The following is a 21,407-nucleotide window of genomic DNA, read 5'->3' on the forward strand; positions in this document are numbered from 1 at the left end:
CGCACGCATGGCAGCAACGCCGTACACAGAGATCGCCGGGACCCGGCCGCGAGTCCGCCGTGACGTCCTGTTCACCGAGACGCCCGACGGCGTCATCTTCCACAACGCGGACGGCGGGTTCCGGCTCACCGCCGCGTCCGGCTACCGGTTCGCCACCCTCCTGGTGCCCCATCTGGACGGCAGCAGATCGGTCGAGGAGATCTGCCAGGGCTTCGGCGACCGGCAGAAGGCCATGGTCGGCGAACTCGTGAAGGCCCTCTACTCCCGGGGCTTCGCCCGGCCCGTACCGGCACCGGACGAGTCGGCGGCCCCGCGGACGGACCCGGCCCCCGCCGAACGCTTCGCCCAGCAGATCGCCTACATCGACCACTACGCGGACGACGCCGACGCCCGGTTCGCCCGCTACCGCTCCACCCGGGTCGCCGTGCTCGGTGACGGTCCCGTGGCCCGCTGGTGCGTGCTGTCGCTCATCCGCAACGGCTGCGCCGCCATCGGTGTCGACGCCTCTCTCCTCGACGGCTCCGGGGGCACCACCGCCGAGGAGGTCGCGGAGGTCCACCGGGAGGCGGCCCGGCTGGCCGAGGAGGACTGCCCCGTCGAGCTGTCCGCACTCTCTGCGGGGCCCGGCTGGGCGGCCTGTGACGGGTACGACGTCGTCGTCGCCGCGGCCGGTCCCCAAGTGCCGGGGACCGTGCTGGCGCTGCTCCGGGAAGGGGTGCCCGAGGGGCGGACGCTGCTCCCGGCCTGGACGTTCCAGGGGCGGGCCGTCGTCGGGCCGGTCATGACCCCGGAGGCGGCGTCCTGCTGGGCCTGCGCGGCCCTGCGGCTCGGCGCGGCCGGTGGTGCGGCCGACACGGCGGCCGCCGGTCTCTGGAGCGGGCTCGCCCTCGGCACCGGCACCCCCGGGGCCCAGCCCGTGGGGCCGCTCGCGGCGATGCTCGGCAACCTGCTCGGCTACGAGGTGTTCCGCCTGGTCACCGGCGCGCTCCGGGCCGAGACCCGCGACCGGATCCTGCTCCAGGACATGGCCTCGTTCGACGTGGCGTCGGAGCCGCTGCTGCCTCATCCGGCGTGCCCGTTCTGCGCGCCGCCCGCCGCCCTGCCCGAGCCGGTCGACCTGGCGTCCGCGCCGGTCCGTCCGGCGTTCCTCCCGACGGCGGACACCGCAGCCGACGACGACGCCGCCCAGGGCCCGCTCGCCGCACTCGAACGCCGCTCCGCGCTCGTCCACCCGAACGCCGGGGTGTTCACCGCCTACGCCGACGAGAAGGTGACCCAGACCCCGTTGAAGGTGGGCTCGGTCGTCCTGGGGGGCCTCGGGGCCCACGGCCGCAGGACGGTCACCGCCTTCGACGTCCACCACACCGCCGGGGCCCGGCTGCGGGCGCTGAACGCCGCCGCCACGCTCTACGCCGAGCACATGGTGCCCGCCCCGGCACCCGACGCCGCCACGGCGGAACTGCCCGCCGTGGACCCGGACAGCCTCACCGTCGCGTCCGGCACCGGCGGCACCAGCACGGCCGTCCGCTGGACGGCGGCCGTCTCGCTGCTCACCAAGGAGCTGGTCCGGGTGCCCGCCGGGGCGGTGCGCCCCTTCGGCGCGGACAACGCGGACCGCCGCTTCGAACCCACCCGGGCCGGTGCCGGAGCCGGAGCGGACCTGCCCGAGGCCGCCGGGGCCGGGCTGCTGTCGGCGCTCGCCCACGACGCGCTGAGCCGGGCCGTCCGGGGGACCGGCGCGGTCTCCGTCATCACGCCCCAGCTGCTCGGCGAGGACCCCGAACCGGTGTTCCTGCTGCGGACGGCGGCCCATCTCGGCCTCACCGTCGAGCTGCTGGACCTCGGCGAGCGGGCGTTCTCCGGGGCGTCCGTCGTGCTCGCCCGGACGACGACCGGCACCCCCGGCCCCGCCCTCTGGGCCGTCGGCGCGGCCCCGGACCTCGCGACGGCGGCGGTGGACGCCCTGCGGGACCTGCTCGGCGAGGCGCAGACGTCCGAGGCAGGGGCACAGACGGCCGAGGACGGGCGACCCAGCGCGCCGGACACCGGTGACCCGCTGCTGCGCGACCTGGACGCGGCGCTCGTCCCCGTCACCTCCGAGGAGCCCGCCGCCCCGGACGAGGCCGACGACACCGGCTGGAGCCGCATCCTCGAACGCCTCGCCGCCGCCGGGCGGGACGCCCTGGTCGTGCCCACGCACGGCGCCGACCTGCCCACCGCGGGCATCCACACCGTGCGTGTCCTGCTCACCCGGGCGGCCGTCGATGCCGGCTGACACCGCCGTACGCCCCCAGCCGACCGAACTCCCCGCAGCCGTCGACCGGTTCGCCGCGGCGCTGCGGGACGCGCTCGGCGAGGGCGGTGCCGATGCCGTCCCGGCCGTATCGGTCGCGCCGCTCGGCGTCCGGGACGCGTACGCGCCGACCGGCGCCCCGGCCGACAGCGCCGCCGTGCCCGTCCACCTCTACGGCCGGCAGGTGCTGATCGGCCCGTGGCCCGCCCCGGACGGGCGCCCCGGCTGCGGCACCTGCCTCGCCCGCCGCTGGCAGGGCGTGCGCTCGGTGGCCCTGCGCGAGGGCCTCGAACTGGGCAACGGCACCCGGGCGGTCGGCGACTGGCCGTACGGCACGCCCTTCGCGGTCACCGCCGTCGCCGCCCTGATGGCCGGGATCGCCGGTGCGGAGCCCGCGCCGGACCCGTACCCCCGGGTCCACCTGCTGGACCTGGACGCCATGACCGTACGCAGTCACCCCCTGGTCCCCGATCCGGAGTGCCCCGGCTGCTCCGCGCCCCGCGCCGACACCGCCGAGGCGGCGGCGGTCACCCTGCGGCCCGCTCCGCCGTACCGGCCGGGTGTCTTCCGGGTGCGGCGGGTGGAGGACTACCGGCTGCCGGAGGACGCCTTCGTCAACCCGCACTGGGGCGCGCTCGGTTCCTCGGTGACCTGCGATGTCGCCTCGACCACCACCTCCGCCACCGTCGGCTGCTTCTCGACCCGGTCCGGGGACTACCTCCGGGAGACGTTCTGGGGCGGCCACGCGGACACGTACGCGCACAGCCGGAGCATCGGGGTCCTGGAGGCGCTGGAGCGTTACGCCGGGATGCGGGCCCGCGCCCGGACCACCCGGCTCACCGCCTCCCTGGACGAGCTGGGCCCCGACGCCGTCGACCCGCGCGAAACCGGCCTGTACGCCGAGGAGTTCTACGCACAGAACCCCTGGGTGCGCCCCTTCGCGCCGGACCGGAAGATCCCCTGGGTGTGGGGCTGGTCGCTGCGCGACGGCCGCCCCCGGCCGGTGCCCGAGGTCCTCGCCTACTACCACGCGCCGGGCCTGGAGGGCCGGTTCGTGCAGGAGAGCTCCAACGGGTGCGCTTCCGGAGGCAGTACGGAGGAGGCCGTCTACTTCGGGCTGATGGAGGTCATCGAACGGGACGCCTTCCTGCTCGCCTGGCACGGGCAGGTGCCGCTGCGCGAGATCAACCCGGCGACCAGCACCAGGCCCGCCACCCGGCACATGGTCGACCGGCTGGCCATGTACGGCTACCGGGCCCGCTTCTTCGACACCCGGATCGGCTTCCCGGTCCCCGTGGTCACCGGCTGCGCCGAACGCTTCGACGGCTCCACCGGCCGGATGTGCTTCGGCGCGGGCGCCGGGCTCGACCCGGAATCCGCCCTGGACTCCGCGCTCCGCGAGATCGCCACCGACGCGGTCAACCTCGTCGGCCGCACCCTGCGCGACGAGGAACGGCTGCGGGCCATGGCCGCCGACTTCGACCGGTTCACCACCCTGCACGACCACCCGCTGTCGTACGGGATACCCGAGATGGGGCGGCACGCCGACTTCCTGCTGCGGCAGCCCGAACCCCGCCCCCCGCTCTCCGTCGCCGACCTGGCCTGGCCGGACCCCGGGGGCGACCCGGCCGCCCCCGACCTCCGGGCGGACGTGCTGCGCGCGGTCGGCGCCGTCACCGCCGCCGGCTACGACGTGGTCGTCGTCGACCAGACCCTGCCGGAGCAGCGCGCACTCGGGCTGCACACCGTGAAGGTCCTGGTGCCGGGGCTGCTCCCCATCGACTTCGGCTGGTCCCGCCAGCGTGCCCGGCACATGCCCCGGATGCACACCGTGCTGGGCCCCGCGGGCCTCAACCCGGCCCCGCACCCGTTCCCATGACCGTACGTCAGCCACACCGCCCATCCGAGCCCATGCGAGAGGGGGCCGCCCCCATGGGGTACGCCCACGAGTACGCCGACGCCGTCCTGCACCGCGGTCGCGTCCCGATGGAGCCCACCGACTTCGTCCCGGACTGGCCCGACGCCCCGCGCCGGGGGAAGCTCTACCCGGGCGTGGAGCCGTACGCCCTCCCGGACGGCGACGGCCTCCCGGACGCCCCCGCCGCACGCGGTCTGCTGCCCGCCCCGGGCGGCGGCGCGGCGGCGGACGGCCCGGCCGGTTTCACCCTGCCGCTGCTGTCGGCGATGCTCAAGGACTCGTACGGGCTGACCGGCCGCCGCCTCGGCGTCCAGGCCAACAGCGACCTGTCCGGGCTGCCGCTGCACACCCACGCCAACTGGTCCCGGGGCACCGCGGGCGGCGGCGGTCTCTACCCGGTCAGCATCTACTGGGCGTCCGGCCCCTCCGGGCCGCTGGCCCCCGGCATCCACTACTACGACGTCCAGCGGCATGCCGTGCAGCGGGTGCTGACCGGTGACGTCTCGGCCCGCGTCCGCGAGGCGCTGGGGCCGGACGCGCCCGAGGGGGCCCGGGAGACGGACCAGTTCCTGATCCTCGGGGTGAAGTACTGGCAGAACGCGTTCAAGTACAACAGCTTCGCGTACCACGTGGTCTCCACCGACCTGGGCACCCTCGTGCAGACCTGGCGGATCTGGGCGGGGGCCCGGGGCCTGGTCACCTCGCCCGTCCTGTGGTTCGACGAGCCCCGGCTGAACGGTCTCCTCGGCACCGAGGGAGAGGAGGAGGGCGTCTTCGCCGTCGTCCCGCTCCGCTGGGACACCCCGACCCCGGCCCCTTCGGCGGCCCCTCGGGGTCCCGACCCGGCCGTGCGGCACCGGGACGCCGAACGGTCCCGCATCGTCCGGACGTTCCCCACCGTCCTCGCCATGCACGCCGCGACCACCCGGGACGCGACGGAGCGCCCCGCCCCCGGCGCCCTGGCCGGCGCGGCGGCGCTGCCCACCCCGCCGGGCGGCACCCGGACCGCCCTCCCCGCCCCGGTCTTCCCCGACGTGTCCGTGCGGCGCGCTCTGCGCTCCCGGCGCAGCAGCTTCGGCCGCTTCGACGCGACACGTCCCGTCACGCCCGCCCAGCTCTCCGCCGTCCTCGCGGCCTGCGCCGGGACGTCGCTGCCCAGCGACGCGGACCCGGACGGCACGGTGCGCCAGACCCGGATGTACGCCTTCGTCAACCATGTCGAGTCCGTCGATCCGGGCGCGTACGTGTACGACCCCGAGGCCGGGGAGCTGCGGCTCGTCGACGCGGGGCCGCAGGGGGCCTTCCTCCAGAACACCTATTTCCTCGCCAACTACAACCTGGAGCAGGCGGGGGCCGTCCTCGTGCCGGCCGTCCGCACCACTGCCGTGCTGGACGCGGTGGGGGACCGCGGTTACCGCCTGGCGGCGGGCACCGCGGGCGCCGTGGCCCAGACGTTCTACGTGGCCGCCGCCGCGCTCGGGCTCGGCGCGGGCGTCGCCCTGGGCTTCGACAACATCGCGTACGTCGAGAAGCTCGGCCTGGGCGACGGCGACGAGGCACCCCTGCTGATCATGCCGCTCGGCAACGAGCGGCCCCGGCCCGCCGACTTCCGGCACGAGATCGCCTGACGGGAACTGCGATGACACTCCTGACGTCCGACACCACCCCCCGTCCGCCCGATGTGTGGGAGCCCGGGCACCGCTTCCTGCTCCGCGCGGCCGGTCTGCCCCTGGAGACCGTCCGGGGCCTGCGCTGCCCCGGCACCGGTGACTGGGCGGACGAGGTCCTGGAGCTGGAGGAGCGGCTGACCGCCGACGGCGCCGCGCTCAGCGACCTGCTGCACGGGCTGCTCGGCGCCGCCGACGCGGCCGGCAGCGACGCCCGCCGCCTCCTGCTCAGCCTGCGCCGCGCGGTCTTCAACAACCGCCTTCCCGCCGACCCCGGCGCCGCCGGGCGCCTGGTGACCGGGCTGTCCGCACCAGTGGGCGCACGGCTCGCCGACTGGCTGGCCCGCCGCACCCGGTACGCCGATCTCCTGGGCGGGGGGCCCGAGTTGCTGGCCCGGGAGATGCGGGACGCGCGCCGGTCGCTGCGCGAGGCGCTGGCCGGGGAGCGGTTCCGGCTGGGGCTGCTGCTGGCCTCGCCCACGCTGGACGGCAGGCTCGACGGATACCTCGCGGACACGAGCGCCGAGCCGGGCAAGCGGATGCGCAAGATCGAGCGTTCGGCGCTCACCTACCTCTACCGCACCGCGTGCAAGACGAGTCCCTTCAGCACGCTGACGGCCGTGGCCACGGGCACCTTCGACCCGGGCGCCCCGGACGAAGCGCCGGGCGCCCTGCGCGTCGGCGAGCAGTGGACCAGCCATGTCCGGCTCAATGTCGTCGTCCTCGGCCGGCTGGCCGACCTGATCCTCGCCGACCCGGTGCGCCGCCAGGACCTCCCCGTCGTCCTCGCCCCGGGCTGGGGACGCGACGAGGACCGCATCCGCTACGTCCGCCAGTGGGTGACCACCGGTGACGACAGCGCGGCCGTCACCTTCGACGCCGTACGCGACCGGCTGTTCTACCTTCGCGGCAGCGGCACCCTGGACCGGCTGCTCACCTTCTTCTCCACCCACGAGGGGCCGCGCCACCGGGACCTCGTGGACATGCTGCGCTCCGAGCGCGGCGCCGGTCCCGACGAGGCCGAGCGCTACGCGGCGGCCCTGCTCCAGCTCGGCATGGTGCAGGTGCCGGGTCTGCGCACCGATGTGCACAGCCCCGACCCGCTGCGCTCCTTCCAGCAGGCCCTGCGCGGTCTCGGGGCCCCCTGGGCGGACGCGGTGGCGGCCTCGCTCGACGGGCCGGCCGCCTGCCTCGCCGCGTACCCGGCCGCCCCGCTCACCGAACGCCGCACCCTGCTCCGCACTCTGCGCGAGCAACTCCTCGACGTACAGCGGGAGCTGGGCGCCGGGGACGCCGCACTGCCGCAGACGCTGGTGTACGAGGACGTCAGCGCGGGCGAGGACCTGCGCGGCGGGCCCGGACCGCTGGTCGGGGCCACGGGTATGGCGCTGCGGCGGGTCGAGGGCATCCTCCCGATGTACGACATCACCCTGCCCCAGCGCATCACCCTGCGCGGCTTCTTCCTGGCCCGGCACGGAAGCGGCGGGCGCTGCGACGACCTGCTCGGTCTGGTGCACGACTTCCACGAGGACCTCTTCGACCAGTACATCTCGTTCACCTCCAAGCGCTCCGCCTTCGACGCCGAGGGGGAGTACGTCCCGGAGGAGAACTGGCTCGGCCAGAGCGCCCTGCGCTCCCTGGACTCGGCCCGCCGGCGCTTCGTCGCCGGGATGCGGGAGCAGTGGGCGGAGCACGGCGCGGCGGACGAGATCCGGATTCCCGCCTCCCTCCTCACCGAGGTGGCCGGGGAACTCGCCTCGATCACGCAGGACTTCACCCCGCAGAGCCACCACATCCAGGTCGCCGGTCCCGGGCCGGACGGGCGGCCGCTGGTGGTCCTCAACCGCTCGTACGGCGGACTCGCCTTCCCCTTCAGCCGGTTCACGCACGTCTACGACCCCGACGGCGCGACCACCCCGGAGGCGCGCCCCGGCCTCTCGAAGCGGCTGCGCGCCGAACTCCTCACCCGCGCCCCGGAAGGCGCCGTCCTCGCCGAGCTGACCGGGGGGCCGATCACCACCAACCTCAACCTGCACGGGCGGCTGACGAGCCACCAGATCGTGTGCCCGGGCGAGACGTCCACCGTGCCCGAGGACGCCCGCATCCACCTGGAGGACCTGTACCTCCAGCACGACGAGGCCACCGACCGGCTCGTCCTGCGGTCCCGGCGGCTGGGCTGCGAGGTCGTCCCCGTCTACCTCGGCTACCTCGTCCCCGTCGCCCTGCCGGAGATCCCCCGCACCCTGCTCCTGCTCGCCCCGAGCACCATGACCCCCACCGACGTCTGGGGCGGCGTCCCCGAGGCCCCCGCCCGCGACGGGGTCACCCGCAGGCCGCGCGTGGTCCACGACGGGGTCGTGGTCAGCCGCCGCAGCTGGACGGCCGACGCCCAGGTGCTGCCCGCCCGGACACCCGGCGCCGACGAAGCGGGGTGGTTCCTCGGCTGGCGGCGTTGGCGGCGCGCCCACGGGCTGCCCGCCCAGGTCTTCGCGACGGTCCTGCGCGAGGGGCGGCGCGCCCTGGGCGCCAAACCCCTGTACGTGGACTTCGACAGCCCGTTGTCCCTGACCGCGTTCGACGCCCTGCTGGAGCGCGGGCCGGGCGACGCCGTGGTCCTGCGGGAGATGCTCCCGTCCGAGGACGCCCCGCACGTGCTCTCCGAACAGGGCCACCACGTCGCCGAACTGGCCGTGGAGACCTTCACCTCCCGCCCGCGTACCGAGGACGGCCCCACATGCCGGAACTGATCTCACCCAGCCCCGCCCGCCCCGCCGCCACGGAACGGGGGGACTGGATCGCGCTGCACGTCTTCTACGCGGCCAGCCCCCGGCCGATGCTGGTCGACTGCGTCCGCCCGCTGGTCGCCGAACTGACCGCCGAAGGGCTGCTGGCGGGCCACTTCTTCATCACGTACTGGCTGGAGGGACCGCACGTACGGCTCCGGCTGCGCCCCGCGAGCCCCGCCGCCGCGCCCGAGGTGCTGCGCCGCGCCGAAGCGGCCCTCACCGCCTTCCTCCGGACCCGGCCCGCCCTCTACGAGGTCGACTCCGGGTTCCTCAAGGACTTCTACAACGAGCTGTTCGACATCGAGTTCCCCGGCGAGGACCGCACCCGTTACATGGGCGAGGACGGCCGGATGAACCTGCGGCCGAACAACTCCTTCAGCCTGGAGCCGTACGCCCCCGAGTACGCCAAGTACGGCGGCCCGGCCGGGGTCGAGCTGGCCGAGTGGCACTTCCGGCACTCCAGCGACCTGGTCATCGACGCCTTCCGCACCATGAACCTCCACCTGCGGACCGTGCTCCTCGGCACGTCCGCGCAGCTGATGATGGTGATGGCGAGCTGCTTCCTGCCGGAGAAGGACCGGCTCGCCGACTACCTGGACGGCTACTACGCGTTCTGGCACCGCGCCTTCCCCGGCACCGGCTTCATCGGCTCGGAGGAGTACGAGCGCAACTACGCGCAGATGGCGCCCGCCCTGGGCACCCGCTTCGCCGCGATCCGCGCCGCCGTCGCGGCCGGGGAGCTCGACCGGCTGCCGTCCTTCCTGCGCGGCTGGGCGGCCCACTGCCTGGAGCTGCGGGAGCGGGTCACCGACCTCGCCACCCGGGGCGAACTCCTCTTCCCCGCCTGGGACGGACCCGCCCGCGAGGACACCGGCCAGGAACGCACCGAGCCGGCCAATGCGGCCCCCCTGGAACGGCTCACCCATGTCCAGGCCGTCCTGCCCCGGCTGCTCTCCCCGTACATGCACATGACGAACAACCGGCTGCATGTGACCATCCGCGACGAGGCGTACCTCTCCTTCGTCCTCGGCCAGGTCCTGCGCGAGCCGTCGGGCGACGCGGGTACGGACGGCGCCGGTGCGGACAACGGCGTTACGGACAAGGCCGGTACGAACAGCGCGGCGGGCTCATGAACCCGGCCACCGACCGCGCCCGCGCCGCCGCTCGCGCGTACCGCCCCGCGCTCGGGCCCGGCGTCCTCATCAGCCCGCCCCTGCTGCGCGGCCCCCGCACGGTGCACCTGCTCAAGCACCCCGTGAGCGGCGCCGCGTTCGAGGTCGGGCCCAAGGAGCACTTCCTCATCGCCCGCCTCGACGGCACCCGCACCCTGGACGACCTCGCGCCCGCCTACGCCGAACGCTTCGGCCGCCGGCTCGCCGAGGAGCACTGGAACAGGCTCCTCGGTCTCCTCGGCACCCGGAGCCTGCTCGCGGGCGCCCCCGATCCGCCGCCCGCCACCCCTCCCCCGGCCCGGACCGGCGGCCGGTGGCACGGCACCCGGCGCCTGGTCGCCGACGCCGACCGGACCACCGCCCGGCTCCACCGCGTCCTGCGTCCGCTGCTCCACCCGGTGGTCCAGCTCCCGCTGCTGGCCGCGGTCCTGGTCACCGTCGTGGCCCTCGTCCTGCACACCGGCGAACTCCTGGACGGCACCGGTGAGTTGATTCGGGAGCCGGCCGCCCTGGCGGGTGCCGCCCTGTTCCTGTGGTTCAGCATCACCCTGCACGAACTGGCCCACGGCATCGCGGCCCAGCACTACGGCGGCACGGTCACCGAGATCGGGCTGCGCTGGCGCTTCCCGGTGGCGATGCTCTACTGCACCGTCGACAACTACCTCTTCCTCCCCGCCCTGCGCGCCCGGCTCGTCATCGCCGGGGCGGGCGCCCACCTCAACATGGTGCTGCTGCTGCCCTTCGCCCTCTGGTGGTCCCTGCTGCCCCCCGGCGACCCCACCAGGGCGCTGCTCGCCGGGCTCCTGCTGCTCGGCGCCGTCCAGGGGCTCAGCAACCTCGTCCCGCTGCCCCCGCTCGACGGCTACCGCATGCTCGGCCACCTCCTCGGCACCGCCCGCCTCGCCCCGGAGACCCGCGCCTACCTGGCCCTGCGCCGCGGCGACCCGGACGCGGCCGCCGCGTACCCCCGCCGGGCCCGACGCGTCTACACGGCGTACGCCGCCGGATTCGTCGCCCTCGTCCTCCTCGCCGCGGCGGGCACCTGCGCCGCGGCGTACCAGCTCCTGACGGGATGACCGAGGTGACCGCGCCACGCGACCGCCCCCGACCGTCCCCGACCGGAAGGAACCACGCACCACATGAATGAGGTACAGGCGATGCCAACCACCCCCGGCGATGCGGCCTCCCCGGCCCCCGCCGTCCACGTCCGGCACATCTCCAAGCGGTACGGGGAACGCCAGGCCCTCGACGACGTGTCGCTGGAGATCGGGCGCGGCGAGTTCTTCGGCCTGCTCGGGCCCAACGGCGCGGGCAAGTCGACCCTGGTGGAGATCATGGAGGGGCTGCGCCGGGCCGACAGCGGCACGGTCGCCGTGTTCGGCGAGTCCCCCTGGCCGCGCAACACCGCGCTGCTGCCCCGGGTCGGCGTCCAGACCCAGTCCTCCGCGTTCTTCGTACGGCAGCGGGCGCACGAGCACCTGCGGACCGTCGCCGCCCTCTACGGCGCCCCGCTGAGCGCCGTGGACGCCACGCTGGAGGCCGTCGGGCTCACCGAGCAGCGCGACATCCAGGTGGAAAGCCTCTCCGGCGGGCAGCGCCAGCGCCTCGCCATCGCCTCCGCCCTCGTCCACGGCCCCGAGCTGATCTTCCTGGACGAGCCCACCGCCGCCCTGGACCCGCAGGCCCGCCGCGATCTGTGGGAGGTGCTGCGCGCCCTCAAGGCGCAGGGCCGCACCATCGTCTACACCACCCACCACCTGGACGAGGCGGAAGCGCTCTGCGACCGCATCGCGATCCTCGTGGACGGCAAGGTCGCGGTCACCGACACCCCGCACAACCTCGTCGGCGGGTTCAAGGCGGCCACCAGGCTGATGCTGCCGCTGGGCCGACTCGGCGAGGACCAGGCGGCGGCCATCCCCGGCGTCGACCGGGTCACCGTCCAGGGCGGCTCCCTCGTCCTGGAGACCCGCGAGGCGGGCCAGGTCCTCAGCGCCGTCGACAAGCTGACCGGTCTCGACGGCGTCCAGACCCGCACCGCCGGCCTGGAGGACGTCTACCTCGACCTGACGGCCCGGCTCACCCGGTCCGCGCACGCCCCCCACCGGAACGCCGACACCACGGAGCACCAGCCATGAGCGCCTACGCCGCACTGGCCGCAGCGGGCTACCGCGCCCAGATCCGCGACAAGAGCACCCTCTTCTTCACCTTCGCCTTCCCGCTCCTCTTCCTCGTCGTCTTCGGCCTGATCTTCCGGGGCCAGGACGTCGAGGAGAGCGGCCTCTCCTACCTCTCGTACACCGCCGCCGGGGTCCTGTCCTGGGGCGTCGCCAACGCCGCCGTCTTCGGTATCGCGTTCACCCTGATGCAGTGGCGGAACGACGACATCCTGCGCCTGATCCGGATGTCCCCGGCCCCGCTCTCCGCCGTCATCGGCTCCCGTTACGTCCTCGCCCTGGTCGTCGGGGCCGTGCAGTCGCTGCTGTTCGTCGGCGTCGCCATGCTGCCGGTGTTCGGCCTGCGGCCCGCCTCCGGGTGGCCGCTGCTGATCCCGGTCCTCTTCCTCGGTGTGACCACCTTCCTGCTGCTCGGCGTCATCATCGGCTCCTTCGCCGACACCCCGGAGTCCGTCGCGGCCGTCGCCAACTTCCTGATGCTGCCGATGGCGTTCCTCTCCGGCTCCTTCTTCCCGCTGGACTCGATGCCGTCCTGGCTCCAGCACGTCTCCGTGGTCCTGCCGCTGCGCTACCTCAACGACGCCGTGTCCCACGCGATCGCCGGACGCGGGGGCCTCTCCGACGTCTGGGTGGGCTGCGCCGGACTCGTCGTCTTCGCCCTGGTCTTCGGCACCGTCGCCGTCAAGACCTTCCGCTGGACGAGGTCCTCATGAGCGCCCCGACGCGCACCGCCCCGGCCCCCGCCGTCGCCCCCATGGAGGCGGCCCGGACCGTGCTCCGCACCGCCCTGGCCGACCGGACCGGGCGGGACCTCCCCGTCGTCCCGGTCGGCGCCACCGACGCCACCGACGCGCTCGGCGGCCGGGGCGCACCGGACCCCTGGGCGGCCGAACGCCCCGGCGCCCGCGTCCATCTCACCGCCTCCGCCGTCCTCATCGGCCCCTGGGGCGGCGACGGCACCGCCCCGGCCTGCGGGCGCTGCCTCGCGATGCGCTGGCAGCGCCTGCGCAGCCGCAGCGAGCGGGACGCCCTGGAGACCGGCGGCCCCGACGGCCCGCGCCCCGCAGGCGCCTGGCCTCTGCTCACCGACCACGCCCACGACGCCGTGGCCGCGCTGTGCCGCGCGCTGCTCGACGGCCCCGGCGCCGAACCCCCCGCCACCGGCCCGGCCGACCGGCTCCTGCCCCAGGTCACCCGCCTCGACCTGGCCACCCTCCAGGTGCGGACGTACCCGCTGCTCGCCGATCCCCGCTGCCCCGGCTGCGCCCCGCCGCCCGACCCCGCCGGGCCCCGCCCGCTCACCCTCGTCGCCCGGCCCAAGCCCGACCCGGACGGCTACCGGCTGCGCCCCGCGTCCTCGTACCCGCTGCCGGAGGAGGCCCTGGCCAACCCCGTGTGCGGGATGCTGGGCGGCGGCACCTGGTCCGACGTCACCTCGCCGACGACCGCGCCCGTCGCGGGCAGCGTCTTCGTACGGGGTTACGCGGGACTCAACGACGTCACCTGGAGCGGCCAGGAGAACACCTTCTCCACCAGCCGCGTCCTCGCCTTCCTGGAGGGCCTGGAGCGCTACGCCGGAACCCACCGGCGCGGCCGGACCACCCCCGTCACCGGCTCCTGGACGGAGCTGCGGGCCGACGCCGTCGACCCCGCCGTCTGCGGCCTCTACGATCCGCGCACCTACCGCGACGACCCGCTCGTGGACCCCTTCGACCCGGACCGCGCCATCCCGTGGGAGTGGGGCTGGTCGCTGCGCGACGACAAGCCCGTCCTCGTCCCGTCCCGGCTCGTCTACTACAGCGCGGGGCTGGCCGCCGACAACTTCGTCTTCGAGTGCTCCAACGGCTGCGCCATCGGCGGCGGTCTGGAGGAGGCCGTCCTCGGCGGCCTGCTCGAACTCATCGAACGGGACGCCTTCCTCAACGCCTGGTACGGCAACGCCCGGCTCACCGAGATCGACCTGGCCACCGTCGGCGGACGGGCCGCGCCCGCCATGGCCGAACGCGCCGCGCTCCAGGGCTACGACGTCCACGCCTTCGACAATCGCGTGGACCTGGCCGTCCCCGTCGTGACCGCGCTCGCCGTACGCCGCGACGGCGGCATCGGCGCCCTCTCCTTCGCGGCGGCCGCCTCGCTGGACCCGCGGGCGGCGGTGGAAGGGGCCCTGTCCGAAGTGCTCACGTACATCCCGCACCTCTCCCGCCAGACCGAGGAGCGCCGCGACGAACTGGAGGCGATGGCCGACGACTTCGACCGGGTGCGCCACCTCAAGGACCACGCCCAGCTCTACGGCCTGCCCCGGATGACCGCCCACGCCGACAGCTACCTCAACCCCCTGGCCGTACGACCCTTCGGCGACGTCTACCGGGACTGGGAGACCACCGGCCGCCCCCGCACCGGCGACCTGCGCGACGACCTCCGCGCCGTCATCGGTGAACTCGCCCGCGCCGGGCACGACGTGATCGCCGTGGACCAGACCACCCCGGAGCAGGAGCGCATGGGCCTGCGCACCGTCGCCACCCTCGCCCCCGGGCTCCTGCCGATCGACTTCGGCTGGAACCGCCGCCGCGCCCCCTTCATGCCCCGCCTGCGCACCGCGCTCCGCCGGGGCGGCCACCGCACGACGGACCTGACCGAGGCCGGGATGCGCATGGTCCCGCACCCCTTCCCGTAACGGCGAAACGCCCGGTACCCGTCCGGAAGGAGACGGATACCGGGCGCGCACATCGCCCGATCAGGCGGTGCAGGAGGTGGTGCTGGTGGTGGAGCTGCACGTCGAGGTCGAGCTGCAGCTGGTGGAACCGGCGAGCACGACCTCGCTGGCGTCCGAGTAGTCCGAGATCTCGAAGGTCTCGGCCTCCAGCTCGAGGATCTCGTCGGCGAGGGTGCTGAGGTTCTTCTCCATGGTGTCTCCTCCGGTCCGGGGCCACCGTGTCCGGGGGCCGCCACCTGGTGTACGCCCCGGTGGGGGGTACGCCTCCCATTCCACCGCCCGCCGCTCACCGCTCGGCATGCCTTCCGCACACACATCGCTGGCACGTGATGCCAGCGGCCCCGACGAGCACGCCAGGAGCCCCCGTTGACCCACCTGACCGCCCCCCGGCCGGCCGCCCACCCCGCCCTGTCCCCGGCCCTCACCCAGGAAACGATCCGCCCCGCCCTCACCCTCTATCTGGACGTCCACCGCCACCCGGAGACGTCCGGCGAGGAGGCCCGCACCGCAGCCCTGTTCGCGGACCGGCTCACCGCCGCGGGACTCGACGTCACCCGGGGCATCGGCGGCCACGGAGTCGTCGGCGTCCTCCGCAACGGCGAGGGCCCCCGCGTCTACCTGCGCACCGAGCTCGACGCCCTGCCGCTCCGCGAGCTCACCGGCCTCCCGTACGCGAGCACCGGCCCCGCCATGCACGCCTGCGGCCACGACCTCCACCTGGCGGCGGCCACCGGCGCGGCGGACCTGCTGGCCCGCACCACCGACCACTGGCGCGGCACCCTCGTGGTCGTGGGCCAGCCCGCCGAGGAGACCCTGACCGGGGCGCGGGCGATGCTGGCGGACGGCCTGTACGAGCGGTTCGGCAGACCCGACGCGGTCCTCGCCCAGCACGCCGCCCCGCTCCCCGCCGGCCTGATCGCGCACGGCGGCCCCCACGCCCCGGTCGCCGCCGCGAGCGCCGCCCTCACCGTCGTCGTCCACGGCCGGGGCGGCCACGCGGCGACCCCGCAGCTCACCGTGGACCCCGTGGTCACGGCCGCGGCGGTGATCGGCCGCCTTCAGACGGTCGTCGCCCGCGAGGCGGCCCCCGCCGAGCAACTGACCCTCACCGTGGGCACGGTGCACGCCGGGACGGCCGTCAACATCATCCCGGACACCGCCGAACTGGGCATCGGCCTGCGCGCCCTCACCGACGACACCCTGGACCGGGCGCTGGCGGCGGTGGACCGCATCGTCCGGGCGGAGTGCGCCGCGTCGGCCTGCCCCCGCGACCCGGACCTCACGGTGCTCTCCCGCTCCCCGGCCCTGCACGGCGACCCGGCCGCGACGGACGCGGTCCGCGCCGCCCACACGGCCCTGTACGGCCCGGCACGCGTCACGGGCTGGCCCCCGTCCCTGGCCGCCGAGGACTTCGCCCTCTACGGGGACGCGGGCCGCGACCTCCACGGCGAGACCGGAATCCCGCTGGTGTACTGGATGCTGGGCACGACGAGCCCCCGCGAGTGGGCAGCCACCAGCGGCACTGGCATCCCCCCGAACCACTCCCCCCACTTCGCCCCCGCGATCCGCACAGCACTCCCGGCAGCGATCACGGCGCTCACGGCGGCAGCGCTGAACCGGCTGGCCGGGCGCCAGGGCACGGCCTAGCGGTTCATGGACACGACGACGTACATGCAGCCGACGACCACGGCCAGGCACACCCCAGCAACCACGACGGCGGCACAACCGAGCGCCGCCACCGTGCCACTGATGGCCGTCCACCCAACCCGAGTCGCACGCCGCGCCCGCCGAAGGGCGTCGTCGTACCCACGGTCGTCGTCCCACGCACCTTCAGTCATGCTCCCCGCCCTCCGTAGTCTGACCGTATGCCTTCCGCACTGGTCGTCGGTTACGACCCCCAAGCCATCCCCGGTGTCGACGGAAACGCCCTGCGCGCGACGCTCGAAGCGGAGCTCGCGCGCTTCGCCGACCACGGCATCGACGCGGCCATGACCCTGATCGAGTTCAACGACGCGGCCGAACCCACCCTCGTCACGGCCCTGACCGAACGCCCCTGGGACGTGGTGGTCATCGGCGGCGGAATCCGCAAGGCCGCGCCACTGCTCCCCCTCTTCGAACACATCGTCAACCTCATCCGCCGCCACGCGCCCCAGGCGGCGATCGCGTTCAACACCACGGGCGGGGACAGCGTGGAGGCGGCACAACGCTGGCTGTAGAGCCCCAACCCACTCATTTCTTACGGGCTCCGCAACGCAAGCCACTCCCCTCACTCACCCCAGCGAGGCGACCAACCGCTCCAGTGACCTCCGAGCGGGCGGCCCCCACGTCGACTTCCCGTTGGGGAGCCCCCGGTCACCGTCGTCCGCGATGAGCAGCCCACTCAGCGCCCGCAGGACCGCGCAACCACGGGCCCGCCGAAGAGTTGCCACGTCCGGGGCGGGCCGATAGGCGGCGTAGAACCGGTCAACGCCAGTGTCCGGAAGCAGAATCCAGGCGGCGGCGAGGTCGCAGGCCGGGTCACCGGCGAAGAGGTCCCCGAAGTCGATGACCCCGCAGAACGTGCCGTTGGCGGTCAACACATTGGCGGGATGCAGATCCCCGTGAAGCCACAACGCGGGCCCGTCCCAGTCCGGAGCGGCCACTGCATCGGCCCAGACGCGGCGAACGCCGTCCGGATCGGCGACCAACCCCCGCCCGACAGCATCAAGAAGCGACCGCTCGAAGTACTGCCCGTAGGGCCCCAGGGGCCCACCCCTCCCCCTCCCGACAGGCGCCCCGTCCGGGGCGGGCCGGTGCAGAGCGCTGAGAAACCGAGCCAACACATCGGCCGCGTCCTCACCCCGCGTAGCCGGAACCCGATCAGCGGGCTCCCCGGACACCCACGTGGTGACCAACCAGGGCCGAGGAAACAGCCCGGACGGCACACCAAGCCGCTGCGGCACAGGCACGGGCAACGGCAGCCCCGGAGCAAGCCCCGGCACCCAGGCGTGCTCCTTCAACAACAACTCATCAGCAGACTCAGTAGCCCACGGCAACCGCACAGCCAACCCCTCCCCCAACCGCCACAACTGGTTATCCCACCCCCGCGCGGCAAGGCTGAGGGGGAGCTCGGCGAGATCGGGGTGCTGGTCACGGAGGAGGGCGCGAATGAGCTCGGGCGTCAGGTCGGCGCGGCCTTGGGACATACGGGTCACCGTAGTCGGGCGAACTCCCTTACGAGCCACACTATTTCCTCGGCGTTCGCGTCAGCACGTACGTGTTGCCGATGTCGGGTTCCCCGTAGAAGAAGAACAGCTTCAACTCATGCTTGCGCTTGGAGCGATCCACGTAAAGAGACCAGTTGTACGCGGAGGGGGGCTGGTTCCCGTCGGCCTCCGAGGCGCGCTTGTCCACCCGTGTAGGGGCCTTCAGTACGAGCCGGACGACCTGCCCGCCCTCTGTGTCGGCCAGCCGCCAGGCCCCCGCACCGGAGAGGCGCCAGCCCTCGTCATAGTCGAAGTCCTGCCCGTCGAGCTTCCTGAGCAACGCCGTCCCGTCCTGGTGCAACTCGACACGGGTGCCCTCGACATTCGCCCAGCCGCCGGCGATTTCGGTGGCGGTGACTCCATGAACGCCGGTGCCACCGTAGTACTGGGCAGGCCCGGCACACCCCACCACCAGCCAACTGAACGCCGCCACCCCGACACGCACGTAGCACCTGCCCACCCCTGGACCTCCCCGCCGGTGAACTGCGTAGCACATTGAACGCGTTCAACGATACGGCCGCACCATTTCACCCGCGCCCCCCGGGTGCCTTCTCCGAGAGCGCCCCATCTACGCCCGCCCAGTCCCCAGTCGAGACCGCTCACGACGGTCGCAAGCACAGGACCATCCCCGCGCGTGCGGGGAGCAGGCCGTCGAGGCCCAGCACGGCGGCAGCTTCGCGGGACCATCCCCGCGCGTACGGGGAGCAGGCGGCGCGTTCGTCGTCGCTCAGCTCGGGGCTGGGGCCATCCCCGCGCGTGCGGGGAGCAGAGCAGTACCGGCACGTCGGCGTCGCGCAACCGGGGGCCATCCCCGCGCGTGCGGGGAGCAGCGACCTGACCGGCACTCGGAGATCGCGTGCTGGGGGCCATCCCCGCGCGTGCGGGGAGCAGACTCGCTGAACTGCGGGTCTATCGAGTGAAGGCGCGGTTTCTGACCACTTTCACACAATCCGGCATATCCACCTCAAAAATCACACGTCAGGCATACGCGGCAAGGGTACGCCAACGCCTCTGGACAGCCTGTCCGTTCCCCGAGTGCGCCCAGCCTCCCCGCACCTCCGCTCACTGGGAAGCCCGGCTGGACGCGAACTACTGCGGCTGGCGTAGAACGGCAGCCGCTTCGCATGCGGGATCACCTTCCGGGCACCGGGCGCATACCTGACGTAACGGTTTCGGTTTGGGGAGGCTGCTGTGATGACGAATGTGAAGACCCGGGGGACCAGGGCGGCTGCGTACGGAGTGGCGGGCCTGCTGGCCGTTGCCGCGCTTGCCGGGTGCGGCTCGGACGACAAGGACGACGCGGCGAAGGACACGAAGCCCTCCGGGGCGGGCAAGACGGCCGACTCGTCGCCCTCCCAGGTCGTGCAAGCGACCAACAAGAAGACCACCGAGGCCGGGTCCGCGCGCGTGAAGATCACGACTTCGGTCAGTGCCAAGGGGCAGAGCCAGACGATCACCGGCTCCGGCGTCATGGACTTCGAGGACGGCGAGAGCAAGCTGACCATGGAGCAGTCGGGTCAGCGGCTGGAGCAGCGGGTCGTGGACAAGATGATCTACCAGAAGCCGCCGAAGGGCGAGGGTGGCCTGCCCGGGGGCAAGAGCTGGATGAAGATCGACATGGAGAAGCTGCGGACCTCCGGGGCCGCCGGAAGCAGCCAGGTGAGCGATCCGACCGATTCCTTCGCCTACTCCAAGTCGCTGTCCGAGAAGGACGTCAAGAAGGTCGGTACGGAGAGCCTGGGCGGTGTCGAGACGACCCACTACAAGGTCGCTCTGGACATCGACAAGCTGGCCAAGGGCGACACCGCGCAGGCCCGGAAGCTGCGCGAACAGCTCGGTGAGACGGTGCCGGTGGACCTGTGGGTCGATGGCAAGGGACTGATGCGCCGCCAGCAGATCGAAATCGCCGCGCAGCCGGCCGGGGGCGCGAAGGACTCCGGTTCGGCAAACCGGGGCAAGGCGAAGGTCGTCATGGACTTCAGCGACTTCGGGACCGACGTTGATGTCGACGCGCCCGCCGCCGGGGACACGGTCGATGTGACGGACAAGGTCGTCAAGCAGGCGAGCGCCCAGCAGTCCTGAGGCGCCGCACTGTCCGGCGGAAGGCCCCACCCAGCCCGGTGGGGCCTTCCGCGAATATGTAGCTGGGCGCGGACGCTGTGGTCGTCGGCGGGGCCGCACGGGCGGGTTCCCTCCATCGCCCTACGCCTGTCGTCAGGGCCGGGAGCGAAACGCTGGCATCACCTGCTGGGCGATGGCGACGGGACCATCCCCGCACGCGCAGGGAGCAGCTGAGCATCGACGCAGCCATAGTCGCGATGAAGGGACCATCCCCGCACACGCGGGGAGCAGACGAACGACGCCACCGTCCCGGTCGGGGGACCATCCCCGCACGCGGGGGGAGCACGACGCGTGCGATGAGGCCGCCGACCATGCGCGGGGAGCACTCTTCGTGACCTGTGGCTTTGTCTCGCGTGGGCGTGGTTTCTGACCACTTTCACCCACTCCGGCATAACCGCCTCAAGCTCAACAAAGTAGGCACACGCCGCAAGCGTAGAACAACGCGCGCGCCTCCAGGTCCCGTTCACCGCAACTGCTCCACCTCACCCCTCCACCCCCACCCGGTACACCACCTTCCCCTCCACCACCTCAAACCCCAGCGCCCCGTAGAACCCCAGGGCCTGCGCGTTGTCCGTGTCCCCCATCCACTCCATCCGACTGCACCCGGGACGGGCGGACGCCACCGCTCGGAGTTCCGCCATCAGGTGGGCACCCACGCCCCCGCCCCGCCACGGTTCACTCACGTACAGCTCCTTCAGGAACAGCGCATGCGTCGTCCCCCGCGCCGGCCAGAGGAACGAGTACGCGGCCATCCCGGCCAGGGTGCCGTCGCCCGGGTCTGCGACCAGTGCCTGAGCGAGCGGGATCGGGGCGAACAGGGAGTCCTCGATCTGGGTGTGGCGTTCCGTGAGCGGCTGGATCTCCGTGGCTCCGTAGAAGCGTTCGATCTCCTCGATCAGGGCCGCGAGGGGCGGGATGTCGTCGCGTCGGGCGGGGCGGATCGTCATCGGCATCGGGTGTCTCCCTCGGCGGTGGATCTCGTACGTGCACCTCGCGCACACACCGCATGTGACCATGCCCCCATTTACGACCACCTCAACTGCGTCCCGGCGCTCGACAACCGCGTCTTCCCCGACGGTTCCGCCTAGGCCCCGCGCATCGGCGACCCCGCCCTACGCGATGGGAGCTGGAGCACGCCGTCAGCGGCTTCGGCTACGAGACGGGCAGCGGCTCACGTCACCCGCGCTCGACGCCTGGCGCGATGCCCGATCCGATGGACGCCATCGACCTCGCGCTCGGGTCGTTCCGGGGCTCTCGGTCCCCGTCGTACCAGCCGCTGTTACGGGTGCCGGGCCACCCACTGCCGCGTGGTGGCGGG

At 73.6% G+C, this 21,407-nt stretch carries 16 protein-coding genes and 1 CRISPR repeat array; of the genes, 12 read left to right on the forward strand and 4 right to left on the reverse strand.

Annotation, left to right across the window (positions count from 1 at the left end; all coding sequences use genetic code 11):
- The first annotated feature begins 7 nt into the window (after window positions 1–7).
- The 9 genes from OHS17_RS11920 to OHS17_RS11960 all read left to right on the forward strand — a co-directional run bounded on the left by OHS17_RS11920 (window position 8) and on the right by OHS17_RS11960 (window position 14,684).
- Window positions 8–2,275, forward strand: coding sequence for a TOMM precursor leader peptide-binding protein (locus tag OHS17_RS11920; RefSeq protein ID WP_330312145.1), 2,268 nt, complete (start codon window positions 8–10; stop codon window positions 2,273–2,275).
- Window positions 2,265–4,172: a TOMM precursor leader peptide-binding protein gene (locus tag OHS17_RS11925; RefSeq protein WP_330312146.1), complete on the forward strand. Its 1,908-nt coding sequence runs from the start codon at window positions 2,265–2,267 to the stop codon at window positions 4,170–4,172. Before OHS17_RS11920 ends, OHS17_RS11925 begins: the two co-directional genes overlap by 11 nt.
- Before the next feature lie 53 nt (window positions 4,173–4,225).
- The gene (locus OHS17_RS11930) at window positions 4,226–5,839 is read left to right on the forward strand and encodes a nitroreductase family protein (protein WP_330312147.1); all 1,614 of its coding nucleotides are present in this window, start codon (window positions 4,226–4,228) and stop codon (window positions 5,837–5,839) included.
- Between the two features lie 11 nt (window positions 5,840–5,850).
- On the forward strand, window positions 5,851–8,625 hold the full coding sequence (locus tag OHS17_RS11935) for a lantibiotic dehydratase (RefSeq protein ID WP_330312148.1): 2,775 nt from the start codon (window positions 5,851–5,853) through the stop codon (window positions 8,623–8,625).
- Complete coding sequence (locus OHS17_RS11940) at window positions 8,613–9,797, forward strand: lantibiotic dehydratase C-terminal domain-containing protein (protein WP_330312149.1); 1,185 nt, start codon at window positions 8,613–8,615, stop codon at window positions 9,795–9,797. The genes OHS17_RS11935 and OHS17_RS11940 overlap by 13 nt, the downstream gene beginning before the upstream one ends.
- Entirely contained in the window at window positions 9,794–10,912 is a 1,119-nt protein-coding gene (locus OHS17_RS11945) for a M50 family metallopeptidase (RefSeq protein WP_330312150.1), read from the forward strand. The genes OHS17_RS11940 and OHS17_RS11945 overlap by 4 nt, the downstream gene beginning before the upstream one ends.
- A 63-nt stretch (window positions 10,913–10,975) precedes the next feature.
- Entirely contained in the window at window positions 10,976–11,971 is a 996-nt protein-coding gene (locus OHS17_RS11950; protein ID WP_330312151.1) for an ABC transporter ATP-binding protein, read from the forward strand.
- A complete protein-coding gene (locus OHS17_RS11955) occupies window positions 11,968–12,723 on the forward strand; it encodes an ABC transporter permease (RefSeq protein ID WP_330312152.1) in 756 nt (251 codons plus the stop codon). Before OHS17_RS11950 ends, OHS17_RS11955 begins: the two co-directional genes overlap by 4 nt.
- Window positions 12,720–14,684, forward strand: a complete 1,965-nt coding sequence (locus OHS17_RS11960) for a TOMM precursor leader peptide-binding protein (protein WP_443066132.1) — start codon at window positions 12,720–12,722, stop codon at window positions 14,682–14,684. Before OHS17_RS11955 ends, OHS17_RS11960 begins: the two co-directional genes overlap by 4 nt.
- A gap of 60 nt (window positions 14,685–14,744) precedes the next feature.
- Here OHS17_RS11960 and OHS17_RS11965 read toward each other — a convergent pair whose 3' ends face one another.
- On the reverse strand, window positions 14,745–14,915 hold the full coding sequence (locus OHS17_RS11965; protein ID WP_018105658.1) for a thiazolylpeptide-type bacteriocin: 171 nt from the start codon (window positions 14,913–14,915) through the stop codon (window positions 14,745–14,747).
- A gap of 174 nt (window positions 14,916–15,089) precedes the next feature.
- Here OHS17_RS11965 and OHS17_RS11970 point away from each other — a divergent pair, with 174 nt between their 5' ends.
- The gene (locus tag OHS17_RS11970; RefSeq protein ID WP_330312153.1) at window positions 15,090–16,370 is read left to right on the forward strand and encodes an amidohydrolase; all 1,281 of its coding nucleotides are present in this window, start codon (window positions 15,090–15,092) and stop codon (window positions 16,368–16,370) included.
- A gap of 218 nt (window positions 16,371–16,588) precedes the next feature.
- Window positions 16,589–16,939: a hypothetical protein gene (locus tag OHS17_RS11975; RefSeq protein ID WP_330312154.1), complete on the forward strand. Its 351-nt coding sequence runs from the start codon at window positions 16,589–16,591 to the stop codon at window positions 16,937–16,939.
- A gap of 54 nt (window positions 16,940–16,993) precedes the next feature.
- Here OHS17_RS11975 and OHS17_RS11980 read toward each other — a convergent pair whose 3' ends face one another.
- Together OHS17_RS11980 and OHS17_RS11985 are read right to left on the reverse strand one after the other, a co-directional pair.
- Complete coding sequence (locus OHS17_RS11980) at window positions 16,994–17,908, reverse strand: phosphotransferase (RefSeq protein ID WP_330312155.1); 915 nt, start codon at window positions 17,906–17,908, stop codon at window positions 16,994–16,996.
- A 40-nt stretch (window positions 17,909–17,948) separates the two neighbouring features.
- Window positions 17,949–18,413, reverse strand: coding sequence for a hypothetical protein (locus OHS17_RS11985; protein WP_330312156.1), 465 nt, complete (start codon window positions 18,411–18,413; stop codon window positions 17,949–17,951).
- Window positions 18,414–18,586: 173 nt separating this feature from the next.
- Window positions 18,587–18,859: a CRISPR direct-repeat array (repeat unit 29 nt; unit sequence GGGGCCATCCCCGCGCGTGCGGGGAGCAG).
- 303 nt (window positions 18,860–19,162) lie between these two features.
- Here OHS17_RS11985 and OHS17_RS11990 point away from each other — a divergent pair.
- A complete protein-coding gene (locus OHS17_RS11990) occupies window positions 19,163–20,050 on the forward strand; it encodes a hypothetical protein (protein WP_330312157.1) in 888 nt (295 codons plus the stop codon).
- Window positions 20,051–20,571: 521 nt separating this feature from the next.
- Here OHS17_RS11990 and OHS17_RS11995 read toward each other — a convergent pair.
- Window positions 20,572–21,042 carry a GNAT family N-acetyltransferase gene (locus OHS17_RS11995; RefSeq protein WP_330312158.1) on the reverse strand — a complete coding sequence of 157 codons (471 nt, stop codon included), beginning with the start codon at window positions 21,040–21,042 and terminating at the stop codon, window positions 20,572–20,574.
- Window positions 21,043–21,407 lie beyond the last annotated feature (365 nt).

It is taken from the genome of Streptomyces sp. NBC_00523, from assembly GCF_036346615.1.
Taxonomy (GTDB): Bacteria; Actinomycetota; Actinomycetes; order Streptomycetales; family Streptomycetaceae; genus Streptomyces.